The organism is Pseudomonas sp. fls2-241-TYG-175 (assembly GCF_030209155.1).
Taxonomy (GTDB): domain Bacteria; phylum Pseudomonadota; class Gammaproteobacteria; order Pseudomonadales; family Pseudomonadaceae; genus Aquipseudomonas; species Aquipseudomonas viridiflava.
This window is the reverse complement of the sequence record NZ_JARVSO010000013.1, coordinates 160,214-176,245: the sequence shown is the minus strand read 5'-3', so window position 1 is coordinate 176,245 and position 16,032 is coordinate 160,214. Positions and strand designations below refer to the sequence as shown.

At 59.8% G+C, this 16,032-nt stretch carries 14 protein-coding genes; 8 read left to right on the top strand and 6 right to left on the bottom strand.

Annotated features, from left to right (window positions below; translation table 11 throughout):
- Positions 1 to 137 precede the first annotated feature (137 nt).
- Positions 138 to 1,268, top strand: coding sequence for an ROK family transcriptional regulator (locus tag QRN20_RS11265; protein WP_122412628.1), 1,131 nt, complete (start codon positions 138 to 140; stop codon positions 1,266 to 1,268).
- A gap of 12 nt (positions 1,269 to 1,280) precedes the next feature.
- Here the strand turns inward: QRN20_RS11265 and QRN20_RS11260 are convergent, their stop codons facing one another.
- A complete protein-coding gene (locus QRN20_RS11260; RefSeq protein WP_122418149.1) occupies positions 1,281 to 3,569 on the bottom strand; it encodes a TonB-dependent receptor in 2,289 nt (762 codons plus the stop codon).
- A gap of 206 nt (positions 3,570 to 3,775) precedes the next feature.
- On the bottom strand, positions 3,776 to 4,588 hold the full coding sequence (locus QRN20_RS11255) for a class I SAM-dependent methyltransferase (protein WP_069143129.1): 813 nt from the start codon (positions 4,586 to 4,588) through the stop codon (positions 3,776 to 3,778).
- A 336-nt stretch (positions 4,589 to 4,924) separates the two neighbouring features.
- On the opposite strand from QRN20_RS11255, the gene QRN20_RS11250 reads away from it, so the two are divergent.
- Together QRN20_RS11250 and QRN20_RS11245 are read left to right on the top strand one after the other, a co-directional pair.
- Positions 4,925 to 5,659, top strand: a complete 735-nt coding sequence (locus QRN20_RS11250; protein ID WP_122412626.1) for an SDR family oxidoreductase — start codon at positions 4,925 to 4,927, stop codon at positions 5,657 to 5,659.
- Positions 5,660 to 5,698: 39 nt separating this feature from the next.
- Positions 5,699 to 6,547: an ureidoglycolate lyase gene (locus tag QRN20_RS11245; protein ID WP_043305261.1), complete on the top strand. Its 849-nt coding sequence runs from the start codon at positions 5,699 to 5,701 to the stop codon at positions 6,545 to 6,547.
- 169 nt (positions 6,548 to 6,716) lie between these two features.
- Here QRN20_RS11245 and QRN20_RS11240 read toward each other — a convergent pair whose 3' ends face one another.
- Positions 6,717 to 7,535 (bottom strand): alpha/beta fold hydrolase, encoded by an 819-nt coding sequence (locus tag QRN20_RS11240; RefSeq protein ID WP_058431715.1) that lies wholly within the window; start codon positions 7,533 to 7,535, stop codon positions 6,717 to 6,719.
- 203 nt (positions 7,536 to 7,738) lie between these two features.
- On the opposite strand from QRN20_RS11240, the gene QRN20_RS11235 reads away from it, so the two are divergent.
- The 5 genes from QRN20_RS11235 to QRN20_RS11215 all read left to right on the top strand — a co-directional run bounded on the left by QRN20_RS11235 (position 7,739) and on the right by QRN20_RS11215 (position 13,386).
- Positions 7,739 to 8,173 (top strand): DoxX family protein, encoded by a 435-nt coding sequence (locus QRN20_RS11235; protein WP_122501366.1) that lies wholly within the window; start codon positions 7,739 to 7,741, stop codon positions 8,171 to 8,173.
- 124 nt (positions 8,174 to 8,297) lie between these two features.
- Positions 8,298 to 10,598: a mechanosensitive ion channel family protein gene (locus tag QRN20_RS11230; RefSeq protein WP_058431714.1), complete on the top strand. Its 2,301-nt coding sequence runs from the start codon at positions 8,298 to 8,300 to the stop codon at positions 10,596 to 10,598.
- A gap of 116 nt (positions 10,599 to 10,714) precedes the next feature.
- Positions 10,715 to 11,599: a sugar nucleotide-binding protein gene (locus QRN20_RS11225; RefSeq protein WP_122434853.1), complete on the top strand. Its 885-nt coding sequence runs from the start codon at positions 10,715 to 10,717 to the stop codon at positions 11,597 to 11,599.
- Positions 11,592 to 12,521 (top strand): NAD-dependent epimerase/dehydratase family protein, encoded by a 930-nt coding sequence (locus tag QRN20_RS11220; RefSeq protein WP_088234486.1) that lies wholly within the window; start codon positions 11,592 to 11,594, stop codon positions 12,519 to 12,521. The genes QRN20_RS11225 and QRN20_RS11220 overlap by 8 nt, the downstream gene beginning before the upstream one ends.
- A 385-nt stretch (positions 12,522 to 12,906) precedes the next feature.
- Positions 12,907 to 13,386: a hypothetical protein gene (locus QRN20_RS11215; protein WP_122418147.1), complete on the top strand. Its 480-nt coding sequence runs from the start codon at positions 12,907 to 12,909 to the stop codon at positions 13,384 to 13,386.
- A 55-nt stretch (positions 13,387 to 13,441) separates the two neighbouring features.
- Here the strand turns inward: QRN20_RS11215 and QRN20_RS11210 are convergent, their stop codons facing one another.
- From QRN20_RS11210 to QRN20_RS11200, 3 genes are all read right to left on the bottom strand, one after another.
- Positions 13,442 to 14,128: an OmpW/AlkL family protein gene (locus QRN20_RS11210; protein ID WP_025995578.1), complete on the bottom strand. Its 687-nt coding sequence runs from the start codon at positions 14,126 to 14,128 to the stop codon at positions 13,442 to 13,444.
- A 104-nt stretch (positions 14,129 to 14,232) separates the two neighbouring features.
- Positions 14,233 to 14,754, bottom strand: coding sequence for a DUF3299 domain-containing protein (locus QRN20_RS11205; RefSeq protein WP_004883732.1), 522 nt, complete (start codon positions 14,752 to 14,754; stop codon positions 14,233 to 14,235).
- An 11-nt stretch (positions 14,755 to 14,765) separates the two neighbouring features.
- On the bottom strand, positions 14,766 to 16,031 hold the full coding sequence (locus tag QRN20_RS11200; RefSeq protein ID WP_122418145.1) for an ABC transporter permease: 1,266 nt from the start codon (positions 16,029 to 16,031) through the stop codon (positions 14,766 to 14,768).
- Position 16,032: the final 1 nt, after the last annotated feature.

Sequence of the window (16,032 nt, the reverse complement as noted above, 5' to 3'; positions counted from 1 at the left end):
TAATACAGGTAATGTGTAGTATTTGTTACCTGCAGCTCCATTATTAAATTTTCATGATTGAAGTATTTGGTTTGTGGCGGGGCGATACACTGCTCTACACACGGACTGTTTTAATCCTCTTTCTGACTGTCGAACCCATGCCCCTTGATCGCGATACGCAACCTGATACGCACGCTTCGCTGAGCCTCAATGAACGCAAACTGCTGGACATCCTTCGTCGTCGAGGCTCGATCACTCGCGCCACCGTTTCGGCGGAGATGGATCTGGCGCAGCAATCCGTACACCGACTGATCGAGGAACTGATCGGTCGGGGTCTGCTGCGCAGTGGCGAGCGGGTCAGGAACGGCCGGGGTCAGCCCAGCCCGCGCATCGAGCTGGTCAACGAGGCGGTCTATTCCATTGGCGTTTCGATCAACACAGGATCGGCGGTGGTCTGCGTGTCTGACCTGAGCTGCAACCTGCTGGAGCAGGTCGTCCTGCGTACGCCGCCATTGAGCCGCAACAGCACGCTGGACGCACTGCAGAAGACCATCGAGCGAGTCCTGCAGCGCAACGGCATCAAGCCTGAGCGTGTGGTGGGCATGGGCTTCGCCATCGCCGGTTTCTTTCTCGAGAACCGTCAGGTCAATGCGCCAGAGCCCTTGCGTGACTGGTCGTTGATGGATCTGCAGCCCGTGCTGGAAGAGCGGTTCAACATGCCGGTGTGGCTCGAGAACAACGCGACCACGGCCGCCATCGGCGAGAGCCTGGTGGGCGCGGGCGCCTGGGCCAGCAACTTCATCTACTTGTCGTTCAATTATGGTTTTGGTGCTGGCGTGGTCATCAACGGCAAGCCGTACTTCGGCAGTCACGGCAACGCAGGCGAGATCACGCTCTATACCGACGAAGAAGCGGTCAATCGACCGGCGTTGCGTTATCTGGTCGAGGAACTGCACAAAAATGGCATCGAGGTGGACTCTGTCGAGGACCTGCGCGCGCGTTTCGATCCTGACTGGCCGGGTGTCGACACCTGGATCGAGCGCACCCAGCCGACGCTGGACCGGCTGGTCAATGCGCTGGCGGGTATGTTCGACCCTCAGGCCGTGGTGTTCGGCGGGCAGTTGCCGCCTGCGCTGGGACGGCGTCTGATCGCGTCCACCACCTTCTGGGGGACGCATCGTTATCAGGCGCCGCCACCGCGTCCCAAGTTGTTGCTCAGCGAAACCAATGGCGATGCTGCCGCCATCGGTGCGGCGCTGGTACCGCTCAAGGACCGCTTTTTCGTCTGAGTGCAGTTAGCCTCAGAGCTTGACACCTAACGTCACGAACGCACTGCGCGGCGTACCGACCTGCAGAATCTGCAGGTTGCCCAGTGGGTCGGTGGCCGCGCTGGCGTCGGTGTTGAGCGTGGAGATGTAGCGTTTGTCGAACAGGTTGACCACGTTCAGCGACAGACTCGTGTCCTTCACCGCGCCCAGTTTGCCGAAGTCATACCCCAGGTTGGCGTTCGCCACCCAGTAGCCGCTCACGCTCGAATCATTGGTGTAGGTGTAGTAACGCTTGCTGAGGTAATTGCCTTGCAGCCCCGCGTTCCAGTGCTCCCAGTTCCAGTCCAGGTTGCTGGCGTACATCAGTTTCGGCGTATCGACGACCGTCTTGCCTTTCACAGGTACGGTGTTGCCGCCGCTGACGTAGTCGTCATCGTAGGTGCTGTGGTTGTAGGACAGGGAGTTGGACCAGCGCCAGTGCTCATCGGGCGTCAGGCCGAATGACAACTCCATGCCCCGGCTGGTCACGGAACCGACGTTGGCCACGCCGTTCTGGCAGATCACGATACCGGTGCAATTGGTGATGGCCACCAGACGGTTATCGAACTTCGTGCTGTAGATCGCCGCCGAGGCCGAATACAGCGCAGTGCTGCGCCGTACGCCCAGTTCAACGGTCTTCGAGGTTTCCGGTTTGAGGTCCTTGAAGCCGTTCTGCGCATCGACTGCGGTCTGCGTGGTGAAGAACGGGCTGTAGCCGCCGCTGGGGAATGCGGCCATGTTCTCGGAGTACGAGGTGAAGACTTCATCCTCGTCATCGAGCTTGTACGTCGCGCCCACCTGCGGCAGGAATCGATCCCGCGCTTCCAGCGAACCGCTGGCGTAACCACCGCCCTTGCCCCTTGCGGTGGACGTTGTCACGGTGTTCTTGGCGCCGAACTCAAGCTTCAAACGGTCGTCGAGCAGGGTGTAGGTGTCGCGCAGGTAAAACTGTCGGGTCAGGTCGTTGTAGTCCTGGTCCAGCACCGTGGCCGCCAGCGGCAGACCGTTGGTTTTGACGATGTGGTTCTGCGGCGTCGCGTTGGTGGTATCGAACAGGTAACGGGCGATGTCGTTCTTGTTCGATTGAATCCAGAAACCGCCCTGGATTTCATGCTGGCCCAGGTAGTAGGTAAGCGATGTCTGGAAGCCGGTACGGTCGATGCCGTACACCGTGCTGCGGATCGAGTTGCTGGGCACCGTCGTCGAGCCGCTGGTGAAGATGAACGGGTAATACGAGTTGCCCCGGCCGGAGTCGTGGTGGTGGTAGACCGTGGTGTCCAGCACCAGATCGTCGGTCAGGGAGAAGTTGCCGTTGAGAATGTCCAGTTCGTCATCGCGCAGACTGCTGGCGTTGTAAGTTGCATCGGACGCGCTGGTCACGCCGCCTGTGTAGATACCGTTGGCCGCATTGACCGCGCGGGTCCAGTCCGGCGTGTAGTAGCTCCAGTTGTAGCCCAGTCGCTGAATGATGCTCTGCGACAACGAGGGCAGGTTGGCCTCTTCGTGGGATGAGGTGCTGTGAAAGAAACTGATGCGGTTGTCGCCGAAGTTGTAATTGACCTTGGCGTTCACCGCGTCCGACTGCTGTGGATTGTTGTGGCCTTTCCAGGCGTCTGCGTCGTATTTCTCGCCCGACACATAGGCGGACAGGCCGTTGTACTCGCCGGTGTCCACGCGGATAAATTCGCGGCGGGTGTCATAGCTGCCCAGCGTCTGCGACAGGCGCGCGCCGAATTCCTTGTCCGGGTCGGACGTGGTGAACTGAATGGTGCCGCCCAGATCACTGTTAGACGCGGTGCCCAGCGAGCCGATCCCCGGCGCCACTTCGCTGGCCTTGATGTTCTCGGCAATGATCGCCCGGGTGATGCTCAGTCCGTTGAAGTTGCCGAAGCTCATGTTGCCCAGCGTGACGCCGTCCAGCGTGTAGCCCAGGTGGTGCATGTCGAATCCGCGCAGGCTGATGCGCTGACTGCCTTCTTCGCGTCCCAGCGGATCACCGGACTGGAAGTTGACCCCAGGCAGGCGCTGCAGAACTTTCAGTGGGCTGGTACCCGCGGAATAGGCCTCGACATCTTTCTGCGTGACACGCTGCACCTGCCGCGTCTCGCCCTGCCCGATGACCGACACGGTGCCAAGTGTTGTCGCCGCTTCGTCAACGGGTGCCGCAGGTGTGTCATCGGCTTGGCTGGATGGGCTGAACAGGCACACTGAATTCAGGGAGATGAGCAGCGCAAGACGGGTAACCGGAAATCGACGGGAGCGCGTTATCGAACAGTTGTTCATGACGTTTTTCCTGATGACATCAAGGATTTCTGCGCTGGGTGGAGCAGGTTCAGCCTGAGTCTGGACACCGCTTGCCAGCTAAAAAAGAACGACCCCGGCGCATGATGGCAGGGGCCGTTCGACTGGCGATGATATTAGTACTCATGATGTGTATTAATTATGACCGCAGACGTTGCGCCTCGATCTTTTTACTCAAACGCCGCTTGTCATAGCCTGACCCAGGCGGTGATCTGGTTCGGCCCAATTATCTGGGCGCGGGTGGCCACTGCCTCGGCTCTCAGTCGGTCTTCAAACGTTTCCAGGTATTCCGGGTCGGCAGTGACCCGCCCGATACTGATCAGGTGCGGATACACGGTTTTCAACGTTTCCGCGGCCCAGCGGTACATGAATGAGCGCTCGCCCCCGCCAACGTGCCGCTGACAGAAGAGCTCAGGTTGGGGCAGCCCGGCCTCTGAAAAGTGTTTGATCAGGTGTGCCGCAGTGCCGTGCGTTACGCCACCGGTGTCGAAGGCTGCGCAGATAAGTTGGCCCGCAGTGGTCAGCATAGGGATATTTGGGTACGACTCCATCGGCAAGTTCGCCATGAACACCTCATGCAGCGCCAGTGTTCCTCCTTGCTTGACCAAGCTTGCCGCCTGACGCAGAAAAGCGACCGGATCGCGCTGATGGATCGTCACACAGCGCCCCACGACGCAGTCGAAAGGTGACGGGCTCTGAAAGTCCTGAATATCACAGACCTCAAACCTTACGTTTCTCAACCCTGCTTCCGCGGCTCTGAAGTTTGCAAGTTCGACGGCTTCGGGGCTGCGATCAATTCCTGTGACACTGCCCGTCGGCCCGACCAGTCTGCCCGCCAGCATGGCGACGTCGCCCGGCCCACTGCCGAGGTCCAGCACATGCATGCCTTCCTCCAGGCCACTTTCTATCAGCAGGCGCGTGGTGATGGGCGACAGAATGTTCGCCTGGAATTTAAGGCGCTCCAGTTCTGCTGAGGAATGACCTAACAGATAGTCGTTCATGCGAGGAACCTCCGCGGTTGGAAAAACGTGGGTCTGATTCAACGCTGCCCGCGCTGTTGCAGATCGATCGTTTTTATCACCAACCAGAGCGTCGATTTATTAAGAAAACGCCATGTGGCAGCCCTCTAATTGGCTGTCGTGTTCAGGCATCTGAAAGGTTTATCGGGTTAGCTTCGACCAGATCTGCACGGCAAGCCCATCGACGTCATCGAAATGAAGGCGTCTACGTGCAGACTTTCAGTTCAGCGTGAATCAGCGGCATCGGTCCGATTCTCGGCGCGCAGCGTGTTGGCAAACTAGGGTTGTCGGTGCTGTTCTTTCGCAAGGAGAAGCATCATGAACGACAAGCGAGTCCTTATAACGGCGGCGGGGCAGGGCATCGGTCTGGCCAGTGCCAAGGCGTTTGCGAACGCTGGTGCCGAGGTCATTGCGACCGACATCGATCTGCACGATCTGCAAGGCATCGACGGAATTGAAGCCATTCGGCTGGACGTGACATCGGCGCATGACATTCGACTGGCCTGCCAGCGGATCGGCCCGGTGGATGTGCTGTTCAACTGCGCAGGGTACGTGCACGCAGGAACTATTCTGGACTGTGACGAGACCGGCTGGCAGCGTTCCATGGACCTGAACGTCACGGCCATGTACCGCATGATTCAGGCGTTTCTACCCGGCATGCTTGCCCGTGGCGGCGGTTCGATCATCAACATGTCATCCGTGGCTTCAAGCGTGAAGGGCGTGCCCAATCGCTTTGCCTACAGTGCCAGCAAGGCGGCGGTAATCGGGCTGACCAAGTCGGTGGCCACAGATTTCATTGGGCAGGGCATTCGTTGCAATGCTATTTGTCCGGGTACGGTGGATTCGCCGTCGCTGCGCACGCGCATCGCTGCCCAGGCCGAGCAACAAGGTGTTTCCGAGGCTCAGGTCTATCAACAGTTCGTCGACCGCCAGCCCATGGGGCGCATCGGCAGCGTCGAGGAAATCGCGCAACTGATCCTTTACTTGGGCTCTGACGCGTCTTCATACACCTCAGGTGCGGTGCACGTCATTGATGGCGGCATGAGCGTCTGACCCCGGTTTGCATGTTCGACAGACAAACAGGAGAACCCGATGAAACTGCTACGTTACGGAGAAAAAGGCGCGGAAAAACCCGGCCTGCTGGACGCTGACAATCAGATTCGTGACCTGTCCGGCCATGTCAAAGACATTGCGGGCGATGTACTGACGCCAGCCGGTCTTGCCGCCCTGGCAACCATCAATCCCGTCAGCCTGCCGCTGGTCACAGGCCAGCCACGCATCGGCGCTTGCGTCGGGCAGGTAGGCAAGTTCGTGTGCATCGGCCTCAACTACGCCGACCATGCCGCTGAATCCAACATGGAAGTGCCCAAGGAGCCGGTCATTTTCAACAAATGGACCAGCGCCATTTGCGGCCCGAACGACAACATCGAGATTCCCCGAGGTTCGGTCAAGACCGACTGGGAAGTGGAGCTGGGTGTAGTGATCGGCAAGGGCGGGCGCAATATCGACGAGGCCCATGCCATGGAGCATGTGGCGGGTTATTGCGTGATCAACGACGTGTCCGAACGCGAATGGCAACTGGAGCGCGGCGGCACCTGGGACAAGGGCAAGGGATTCGACACGTTCGGTCCGCTCGGTCCCTGGCTGGTGACTCGCGACGAGATCGCCGATCCGCATTCGCTGGACCTGTGGCTGGAAGTCGATGGCCATCGCTATCAGAACGGCAACACCCGCACGCTGGTCTTCACCATCCCGCAATTGATCGCTTACCTGAGCCGCTGCATGAGCCTGCAGCCGGGCGACGTGATTTCAACCGGCACACCGCCCGGTGTGGGCCTTGGCGTGAAGCCCGAACCGGTCTTTCTCAAGGCAGGCCAGCGCATCCGCCTCGGGATCGCCGGACTGGGTGAGCAGAATCAGTTGACCGTGCAGGCTGACTGATCGCATGTCTTCAGCCAGTGCGTAACTGACTGAAGACACTCTGCTTGTCGTGGGAGGCGGCTTGCCGGCGATGCGTTTTTTCAGGCGCTGCATCACAGACTGAGCTGACGCCATCGCTGGCAAGCCGCCTTCCACAGTCCGAAGAACTGTCAGGCGGCTTGTGTAGGCATCACTCAGCCAGAAACGCCAACAGGTCTTCGTTGAGCTGCTGCCCGTGGGTGACCGCGAAACCATGCGGCGCGCCGGAGTAAACCTTCAATTCAGCACCCTTGATCATCTCGGCAGCCAGCTTGCCGGTCGCCTCGAACGGTACGATCTGGTCGCCGTCGCCATGAATGACCAGCGTCGGTACGTCGATCTTTGCCATGTCGGGACGGAAGTCCGTTTCGGAGAACGCTGTCACGCAGTCCACGGTGCCCTTGAGCGACGCCAACAGCGCGATGTTCAGTGTCTGGGTCATCACGCCATCAGAGACGGTCTGGCCTTTATCGATGCCATAGAACGGGGTGGCGAAGTCGGCGATGAATTGTGCGCGGTCTTTGAGCAGGCCCGCCTTGATGCCATCAAAAACCGACTTGTCCACGCCTTGCGGATGGTCATCGGTTTTCATGAAAAAGGGTGTCACCGCACCCAGCAGTGCCAGCTTGGCGACACGTTCGGTGCCGTGGCGGCCAATGTAGCGGGTCACGTCACCGCCACCCATGGAAAAGCCCACCAGCGTCACGTCGCGCAGGTCCAGGTGTTCGATCAGTGCAGCGATGTCATCGGCGAAGGTGTCATAGTCGTAGCCGGTCCACGGCTGGTCTGAGCGGCCGAACCCGCGACGGTCGAACGCGATGGTGCGATAGCCACGGCTGCTCAGGTATTCCATCTGGTATTCCCACATGTCCGCGTCCAGCGGCCAGCCATGACTGAAGAGCACTGGCTTGCCCGTTCCCCAGTCCTTGAAATAGATCTCGGTGCCGTCTTTTGTCTTGAAAGTGCTCATGCAGTTCTCTCTCTCGTGTCGGGTTGATCGGGCTGGCGCAGTTGTCCGGGCGCACTGCAGCAGTATCGATCCAGACCGCCCGCGGAAATTGCGTGTATGTGCCCATCTGCTTGTCCGTGAACTCGGCACATCAAAACAATTTCCTGCAACCGGCTCGCCGCATAATCCTGCCAAAGCCCAGCCTGCCCGAGAGATCCTAGACCATGCTGTCCAACGCATCGCACCTTCAGTCCGGCGTGTCGCCGAAACGCGCTCAAATCCTTATTTGCTGGGGGCTGTTGTTCATTCGCGTCAGCGTCTCGCTGCTGTTACTGCAGGTGCACGGCCTGCCAAAGCTGATGCACTGGAGCGTGGAAGTGCAGCGCATAGAGGACCCGTTCGGCCTCGGCGGTACCCTGACGCTGGGGCTGGCAGTGTTTGCCGAAGTGATCTGCCCGGTGCTTCTGATACTGGGTGTGTGGGCGCGGCTGGCGTGTCTGCCGATTCTGGCCGTATTGGCTGTGGCGGTCCTCTTCGTTCACCCCGAATGGTCACTCGAGCAGGGCCAGTTCGCCTGGCTGCTGATGATCCTGTTCGCCGGGCTGGCGATCACCGGTCCCGGCCCGCTGGTGATTGGCAAGGCGCTGCGCAAGCGCTAACCGGCACAAGGCCATCTGAAACATCGGCTCATCTATTTCCCGGGTCGAAACCGAACTTGCCGCGCAAACAGGAATCAGTTCCTTGGGGCTGAAGCCCTGCCTGTCCATTGAAGGAGGAAACTGCGTGGCGTCTCAGCTGAAAACCTTGATCCTTACGGGTCTGCTGTTGTTCGCGGGCAGCTTCCATGTTCAAGCGGCGGATGTGCCTGCGTTGCCGATGAGTGCCGCAGTCCCCGCCGATGACAAGGCCGCTGAAAAGCCGGACAGCAAGGCGGCTGACAAAGCCGATGCCAAGGCCGATTCCAAGGCCGATTCCAAGGCTTCAGACAAAGCCGACGCCAAGGTGGCAGATGGAACAGACCCCGCAGCCACTGAGCCCGCTGCCGAGCTCCTTGTGCAAGGCGGCCTGCTGGGCGCGATCAGCACCAGCATTGATGACGTGCAGGACAAGCTCAACCTCGACGAGAACCTGCTGGATGCATGGCAACTGCGTGCCGATCGGGCGGCCGACGAGCTCGAAAAACTGGTCAACAAACGCACCACGCGTTCGCCGTGGAGTGTCGTCGGCGACTTCCTGATTCTGTCTTTCGTCTGGATAGGCGCTTTTGCGGTCCTGACCACCGTAGGACGTTTCATCGCCGTCCGGCTGTGTCGAACGGCGTTTCTAAGTGTGCGTCAGCGCAGTCAGGCGCTTCTCAAGTATGTCCTGCCGTTCACGCTGCCCGCTATCATCTGTCTGCCGCTGACCCTCTACGTCAGTCACTTCATGCCTTCCTCGGTCGGGCGGGCGCTGGCGCTGTGTTTCGCCTACGCCACCAGCAGCGGCATTGTCTCGACTTCGGTGTTGCTGTGCGTGATCGTGATGTTCAACTCCGGGCACAAGCGTGCAGCGGTACGCATGATCCGCCGCTATGCGCCAAGGCCCTTGTTCGTGGTCGGCTTTCTGGCCGCGCTCAGCGATGCACTGACCAGCCCGCAGATTGCCCGTCAGTTGGGCAGCAACGTGACCACCAGCGTCGCTGTGTTTACCGGTCTGTTTGCCTCGGTCGTGTTCTGCATGCTGATCATCAAGGTGCGTCGCCCGGTGGCCCACCTGATTCGTAACCGTTCGTTGAGCAGCCGTCTGCAGCGTCCGGCCTTGCAACAGTCGTTGAAAATCTTCTCGAACCTGTGGCACCTGCCTATCCTGCTGATGATTCTGGTGTCGGCCATCAACCTGATCGGTGCTGGCGAAGACAGTCAGGAAGCGCTGCGCTGCGCGTTGTTCACCACCATTCTGCTGATTGCCACGGTGTTCATGAGCACCGTTTTCCAGCACCTGTTCAAGCCTGCCGAAGAGCTCGGGCGTGGCGGACACGTTTACAAGGCGCGTCTGTTGAGCCTGTTGTATGCGGTGGTGCGCATCGCGCTGGCGATCACGTTTATCGAAGTATTGGGCCGAATCTGGGGCTTCTCGATGTTCGAGTTCGCCCAGCGCAATACGCTCGGCCGGGTCATCAGTGAATCGCTGAGCAGCATCGGTCTGATTTTCCTCGTGACCTGGCTGTTGTGGGTGGTGCTGGACACCGCGATTCAGGAAGCCCTCAAGCCGCCGATCAATCATCGCAGCGGCCGTCAGCCGAGTACGCGGGTCAAGACCATCCTGCCGCTGCTGCGCAACGCCGTGAAGATCGTGCTGGTGGTGATTTGCGCGATCACCACCATGGCCAATCTGGGCATCAACGTCGCGCCGTTGCTGGCCGGTGCCGGTGTGGTCGGTCTGGCGATCGGTTTCGGTTCGCAGCAACTGGTGCAGGACGTGATTACCGGCCTGTTCATTATTGTGGAAGACACCTTTTCCATCGGCGACTGGGTGGTGCTCAGCACCGGACATTCCGGCACCGTCGAGAGCCTGACCATTCGTACCGTGCGCCTGCGTGATGGCAAGGGTTTCGTGCACTCGGTGCCGTTCGGGCAGATCAAGGCCGTCACCAACCAGTCCCGCCAGTTTGCCTACGCATTCTTCTCGGTGCAGTTCACCTACGACTCGGACATCGATGATGCGCTGTCGCTGATCCGTGAAGTCGGGCACTCGATCACCGAAGATGTTCTGCTCAAGAACAACCTGCAAGGTCCCCTGGAAGTGTTCGGTGTGGATCGCATGGATCTCAATGGCGTGGTCCTTACCGCGCAGTTCCGCACCTCTTCCGGTGGGCAATACGCAGTCGGGCGTGCCTTCAACGAGCGGCTCAAGCGGCTTGTGGATAAACACCCGAGCGTGCGCTTCGCCCAGACTTATCCACAGATGGTGATGAGCCCCGGCATCGCAGGGCCTCAGGCGGGTACCGAAGCCGAGGGGCCGCCAGCGCCATCGGCACCGTCGGCGTCCCCGGCACCTTTGAGCCTGCCCAAGGGCGGCGGTGCGCCCGGTACGGCAGCCACTTGACGCGTCATTAACCCGCCAGGCTGCGCAACTGTTGGGGGTTGGCGGCCAACGTGTTATGTTTGCAGGCGTTTTTCATTTATCTATTTGATGATTCTGATACCGAGCCTGCTGACTCTATGCGAATGCGCCTTATGCTGTTGGGCGGCGGGAATGCCCTCGGGCAGGCGTTGATTCGTCTGGGTGCCGAGGAAGACATTGGCTTCCTCGCGCCGCGTCCACCGCAAGACGGTTGGGACGCAGCGAGCCTGACGCAACTGCTCGATGACACCCGTCCCGATGCCTTGATCAACCTTGCTTACTACTTCGACTGGTTTCAGGCGGAGACGGTAAGCGAAGCGCGTCTGACCCGCCAGGAACGCTCCGTCGAGCGGCTGGCCGAATTGTGTCAGCACCACAACATCACGCTGGTCCAGCCTTCCAGTTATCGAGTCTTCGATGGCTCGCGCGCGACTGCCTACAGCGAAAAGGACGAGCCCGTTCCGCTCGGCCTGCGTGGTCAGGCGCTGTGGCGTATCGAGCAGAGCGTGCGTGCAACCTGCCCGCAACACGTGCTGGTCCGTTTCGGCTGGCTGCTGGATGACAGCGCCGATGGCGTGCTGGGTCGTTTCCTGTCGAGTGCCGAGAAACCTCAGGAATTGCTGCTGGCCGATGACCGCCGCGGTAATCCGACGCCGGTCGATGACGCAGCCCGCGTGCTGATTTCGGTGCTCAAGCAGCTCGACTGCGAAGCGCCGCTCTGGGGCACGTACCACTACGCCGGACATGAGGCCACCACGCCGCTGGCGCTGGGGCAGGCGGTGCTGACCGAGGCGCGCCTGCTGCATTCGCTGGCCGTCGAGTCACCCACCGCGCAGGCCCACGCCGCACGCCCCGATGCGGGCGAAGAGCCGCAGCACGCCGTGCTGGCCTGCAAGAAAATTCTCCATACCTTCGGCATCAAGCCCCGCGCCTGGCGCGCAGGACTGCCGAGCCTGCTGGACCGGTATTACCGACATGTCTGATGCTCCTGTTCTGATCACTGGCGGCGCGGGCTTCATCGGCTCGCACCTGACCGACGCGTTGCTGGCTCGCGGGCATGCCGTGCGCATCCTCGATGACCTGTCGGCGGGCAAACGCAGCAACCTGCCGCTGGACAACCCAAAGGTCGAGCTGATAGTGGGCGATGTCGCCGATGCTGCACTGGTCAGGCGAGCTGCGCAGGGCTGTCAGGCGGTTGTGCATCTGGCGGCAGTGGCCTCGGTGCAGGCCTCGGTGGACGATCCTGTGCGCACGCACCAGAGCAATTTCATCGGCACCCTGAATGTGTGCGAGGCCATGCGCGAAGCGGGCGTCAAACGGGTGATCTTTGCCTCCAGTGCTGCGGTCTATGGCAACAACGGCGAAGGCCAGGCCATCACCGAAGACACCACCAAAGCGCCGCTGACGCCTTATGCCTCGGACAAGCTGGCCAGTGAGTTCTACCTGGATTTCTACCGTCGCCAGCACGGACTGGAGCCGGTGATCTTCCGCTTCTTCAACATCTTCGGGCCGCGTCAGGATCCTTCATCGCCGTACTCCGGCGTGATCAGCATCTTTGCCGAACGCATCGAAAAAGGCCTGCCCATCACAGTATTCGGCGACGGCGAGCAGACCCGCGATTTCTTCTACATCGGCGATCTGGTCAAGCTGCTGCTGCAGGGACTGGAATTGGACAGCGTCATCGAAGGTGCCGTCAATGTCGGCCTGAACCAGACCACCTCGCTCAACGAATTGCTCGCCGCGCTGGCGCAGGTCACAGGCAAGCAACCGCAGGTCAGCTATCAGGCGCCGCGCTCAGGCGATATCAAGCATTCGCGGGCCAGCAATCAGCGGCTGCTCGATCACTTCAACATCGACGCGCCCACGCCATTGAACACGGGGCTGGCACTGTTGATAGGGCGCTGATTCACGATCAGTGTGAAAGCCGAACCCCGAATGTGACGCAGAGCGTCACAAATGGCACAGACTGGGGATTCAGTGAGCCGAGCGCATGACGTGGATAACGCTGGAGCCTAGGCACGCATCTGCGCCACATTCAAGAGCGGACGCGGAGCGTCCTGGGAGGCGTTCCCACGCAGAGCGTAGGAACGATCATCATCGTATTCCTCCAAGAGGACTTGTGTATAACGATGAGCGCTCTGCGTGGTAACGCCGTCCAGGACGCTCCGCGTCCGCGCTCGGTATCGAGGCTGTAGGACTGTTCTGTCTTTTTTGTAGTTGCGACTTTTGATCTTCTCAACCCGCATGACGACTCTTAGCATCCGTCGCCCTATTACAGCGGACGTACGGCATGCAGGACGAAAACGATGTTGATAAACGCCCAAAAGTTGTAGTGCGCGATGTGCCTGGCGAGTTCGTCGTCGATGATTTCATGGACCGGTATTCACGTTATCTGGATGCAGCGAAGGCGGGTCGCAGAAACGTAGGCCCCATCGCGCCAGGGTTTGTGACTACGTGTGGTTTTATCCTGACGATTTGTGGGGCTCTTATGGTCATTTTTGGCCCGAGCTCTGTTCGATACAGCTACTCGACGGGGCCTACTTTCTTTCAGTACCTACAGATGTATCCAGGACTGATTACGGTCCTGGGCTTCGTCATCACGTCTGTCGGACGCTTTATAGACGCACACGACAACACTGTTTTGAAGACGCCTGAGCAGTTTCTCTGGGCTCATTACGAATTGGAGTTTCCAAGAGGAAGCAATGGCCCACGGTTATTCTCGACCGTTCACATAGACGGTGGCACGTTCAAGGCACTTGAACGCCCATAAAAGCAAAGGCACCCAACGGGTGCCTTTGTGTTTTAAACGACTGACGCGCAGTGGATCAGAACTTGTAGCCCACGCCGACCATGTAGACCCACGGATCGATTTCCACATCCACTTTGGTGCGGCCGACCGCCAGTGCCGACGGGCCGTCCACGGTGGCCTGGGTGTTGATGTCGACGTACCAGACCGATGCGTTCACCAGTACGTTGTCAGTGATCATGTAGTCCATGCCCAGTTGCGCGGCCAGGCCGACCGAGTCCTGCAGCTTGAGGTTGCTGAAGCCCTGGTTCTTGCGGTCGCCCGTCAGGTCTTCGTCGAAGAACATGGTGTAGTTGATGCCCACGCCAGCATAAGGCTGGAATTTGGAGGACGGCTCCATCGGGTAGTACTGCAACGACAGGGTCGGCGGCAGATGCTTGATGTCGGCCAGTTTGCCGTCAAGGCCCGGACCCAGACCCTTCACCGCAACGGTGTGGCTGAACGGGGTGGCGGCCAGCAGTTCAATACCGATGTGCGGGGTCAGCATGTAGGCGAATGTCAGGCCCAGCTGGGTATTGCCGTCGAGCGTGGCTTTGGTGCCTGAAACCTTGGAGCCGTCGAGTCTGACCTCGCCGCTGTCTTCGTTGGGTTGTACGTGCGCTGCGCCAGCGCGAACGATGAAGTCGCCAGCCTCGTATGCATGGGCGGCAGTAGGGGCGGCGATGGCGAGCGCGACGAGAGAGGCGCGAAGCAGATGTCTGTTCATTGGGGCTCCAGGAAATCAGTCGAAATTTATGGGCGGAATGTTAAAGCGCTGTCGAGCGGCGACTTTGACTCAGCTCAATGAAATCGCTGGGAACCCCTTTCTCTTCACGTGTCTGGCAATTCGTAGACAAAAATCTTGTCTGCCTGCATCTGATAACCCGCTTCTGCCAGTTCGCTTGAAGACGACTTGGCCTGCATCGGTCCTTCGATCCAGTACGGCTGATACAGCTCATCGACCTTCACACCCAGCTCACTCGTGACATGCACGATCTGGTTTGCCGGCGGCGGCGGCACATGGATGCATGCACCGAAATACGGCACCAGCAAAAACTCGATCACTCTGCCTTCCTCACTGACCTCCAGTGGCACGATGTAACCCGGCAGACGCACCTGCTTGCCATCCAGTGCCTTGACCACCGGCGCGTGGGGCGCCAGCTGGCTGGCCGCAGGTGCTTGCTCCATGGCCAATGCATCGGACATCTTCGACAGGTCGTGCATCGGCGTGGTCACCGGCTTCACGACAGGTGCATCAGGCGGAATCATTTCGGCCCAGGTCAGTACACGCGGCTCGGCGGCCCACAGTGACGTGGAAACCGAGAGCAGCAGAGTGAGTAGCATGCGCCGCATTATGAAGGTCCTCATAAACGAATCGACAGACCATCTGCCAGTGACTGCCTGTAGGCTCGCCAGGCTGGCACGGTTCCCATCAACAGCGCGCAAGCGAGGATGCCACCCAGCAATGTCCATTCATATTGGCCAGGTGGCATAGGCGAGAGGTACAAACCGTAAGTATTTATTACGTAATCCTGAGACACGAAGATACCGATATAGAGCAGTGCAAGGCCACTGACAACACCCGCCAGTGCCAGCGCGAAAGCTTCGAGTATCAGCAGGCTCGCGATGTGCCAGGGTCTGGCACCAACCGACCGCAGGATTGCCATCTCGCGGCGGCGTTCGTTGAGGCTGGTGAGGATGGCCGTCAGCATGCCGATCAGCCCCGTCAGCACCACGAACAGCGAAATCACGAACAGAGCCTTTTCAGCCGTGCCCATCAGACTCCACAGTTCCTGCAAGGCCACGCCCGGCAGAATCGCAAGCATGGGTTCGCCACGGTATTCGTTGATCTCGCGCTGCAGACTGAAGGTCGAGATCTTGCTTTTCAGGCCGAGCATGAATGCTGTGATCGCCGTCGGCGTCAGGTCCATGTTACGCGCCTGATCGGCAGAGATGCGTTCATTGCCACGAGCCGGCGCGCCGTTGTGCCAATCGATGTGGATGGCTTCCATTCCGCCCAGGCTGATGTGCAGTGTGCGGTCTACCGGTGTGCCGGTGGGTTTGAGGATGCCGACCACGGTGAACGGCTTGTCGTCATGCTTGACCAGACTGATCGCCGCTACGCCGTGAGCCAGCACCAGCTTGTCGCCCAGCTTGTAATGCAGCGCCTTGGCGACCTCCGAACCGAGCACGACTTCGAACGGATCGGTCTTGAATTCACGCCCTTCGGCCAGCTCCAGATGCTGTTGGCGGCCAAACTGATAATGCTCGAAGTACGACGCGTTGGTGCCCATCACCCGGTAGCCGCGATGCGAGTCGCCGAGTGAAATCGGAATCGCCCATTTCACCTGCTTGCTCTCGGCAAAATGTTCGAAGCTGTCCCAGCGGATGTTGTTGGTGGCGTTGCCGATGCGAAACACCGAGTACAGCAGCAGGTTGATCGAGCCGGAGCGTGCGCCGACGATCAGGTCCGTGCCGCTGATGGTGCTGGCGAAACTGGTACGGGCTTCGGTACGCACCCGCTCGACAGCCAGCAGCAGGCAGACCGACAGGGCGATGGCAAAGACGGTGAGGAGCGCGGTGAAGCGGCGGTTGGCCAGGCTGGCCATGGCCAGACGAAACAGATACATC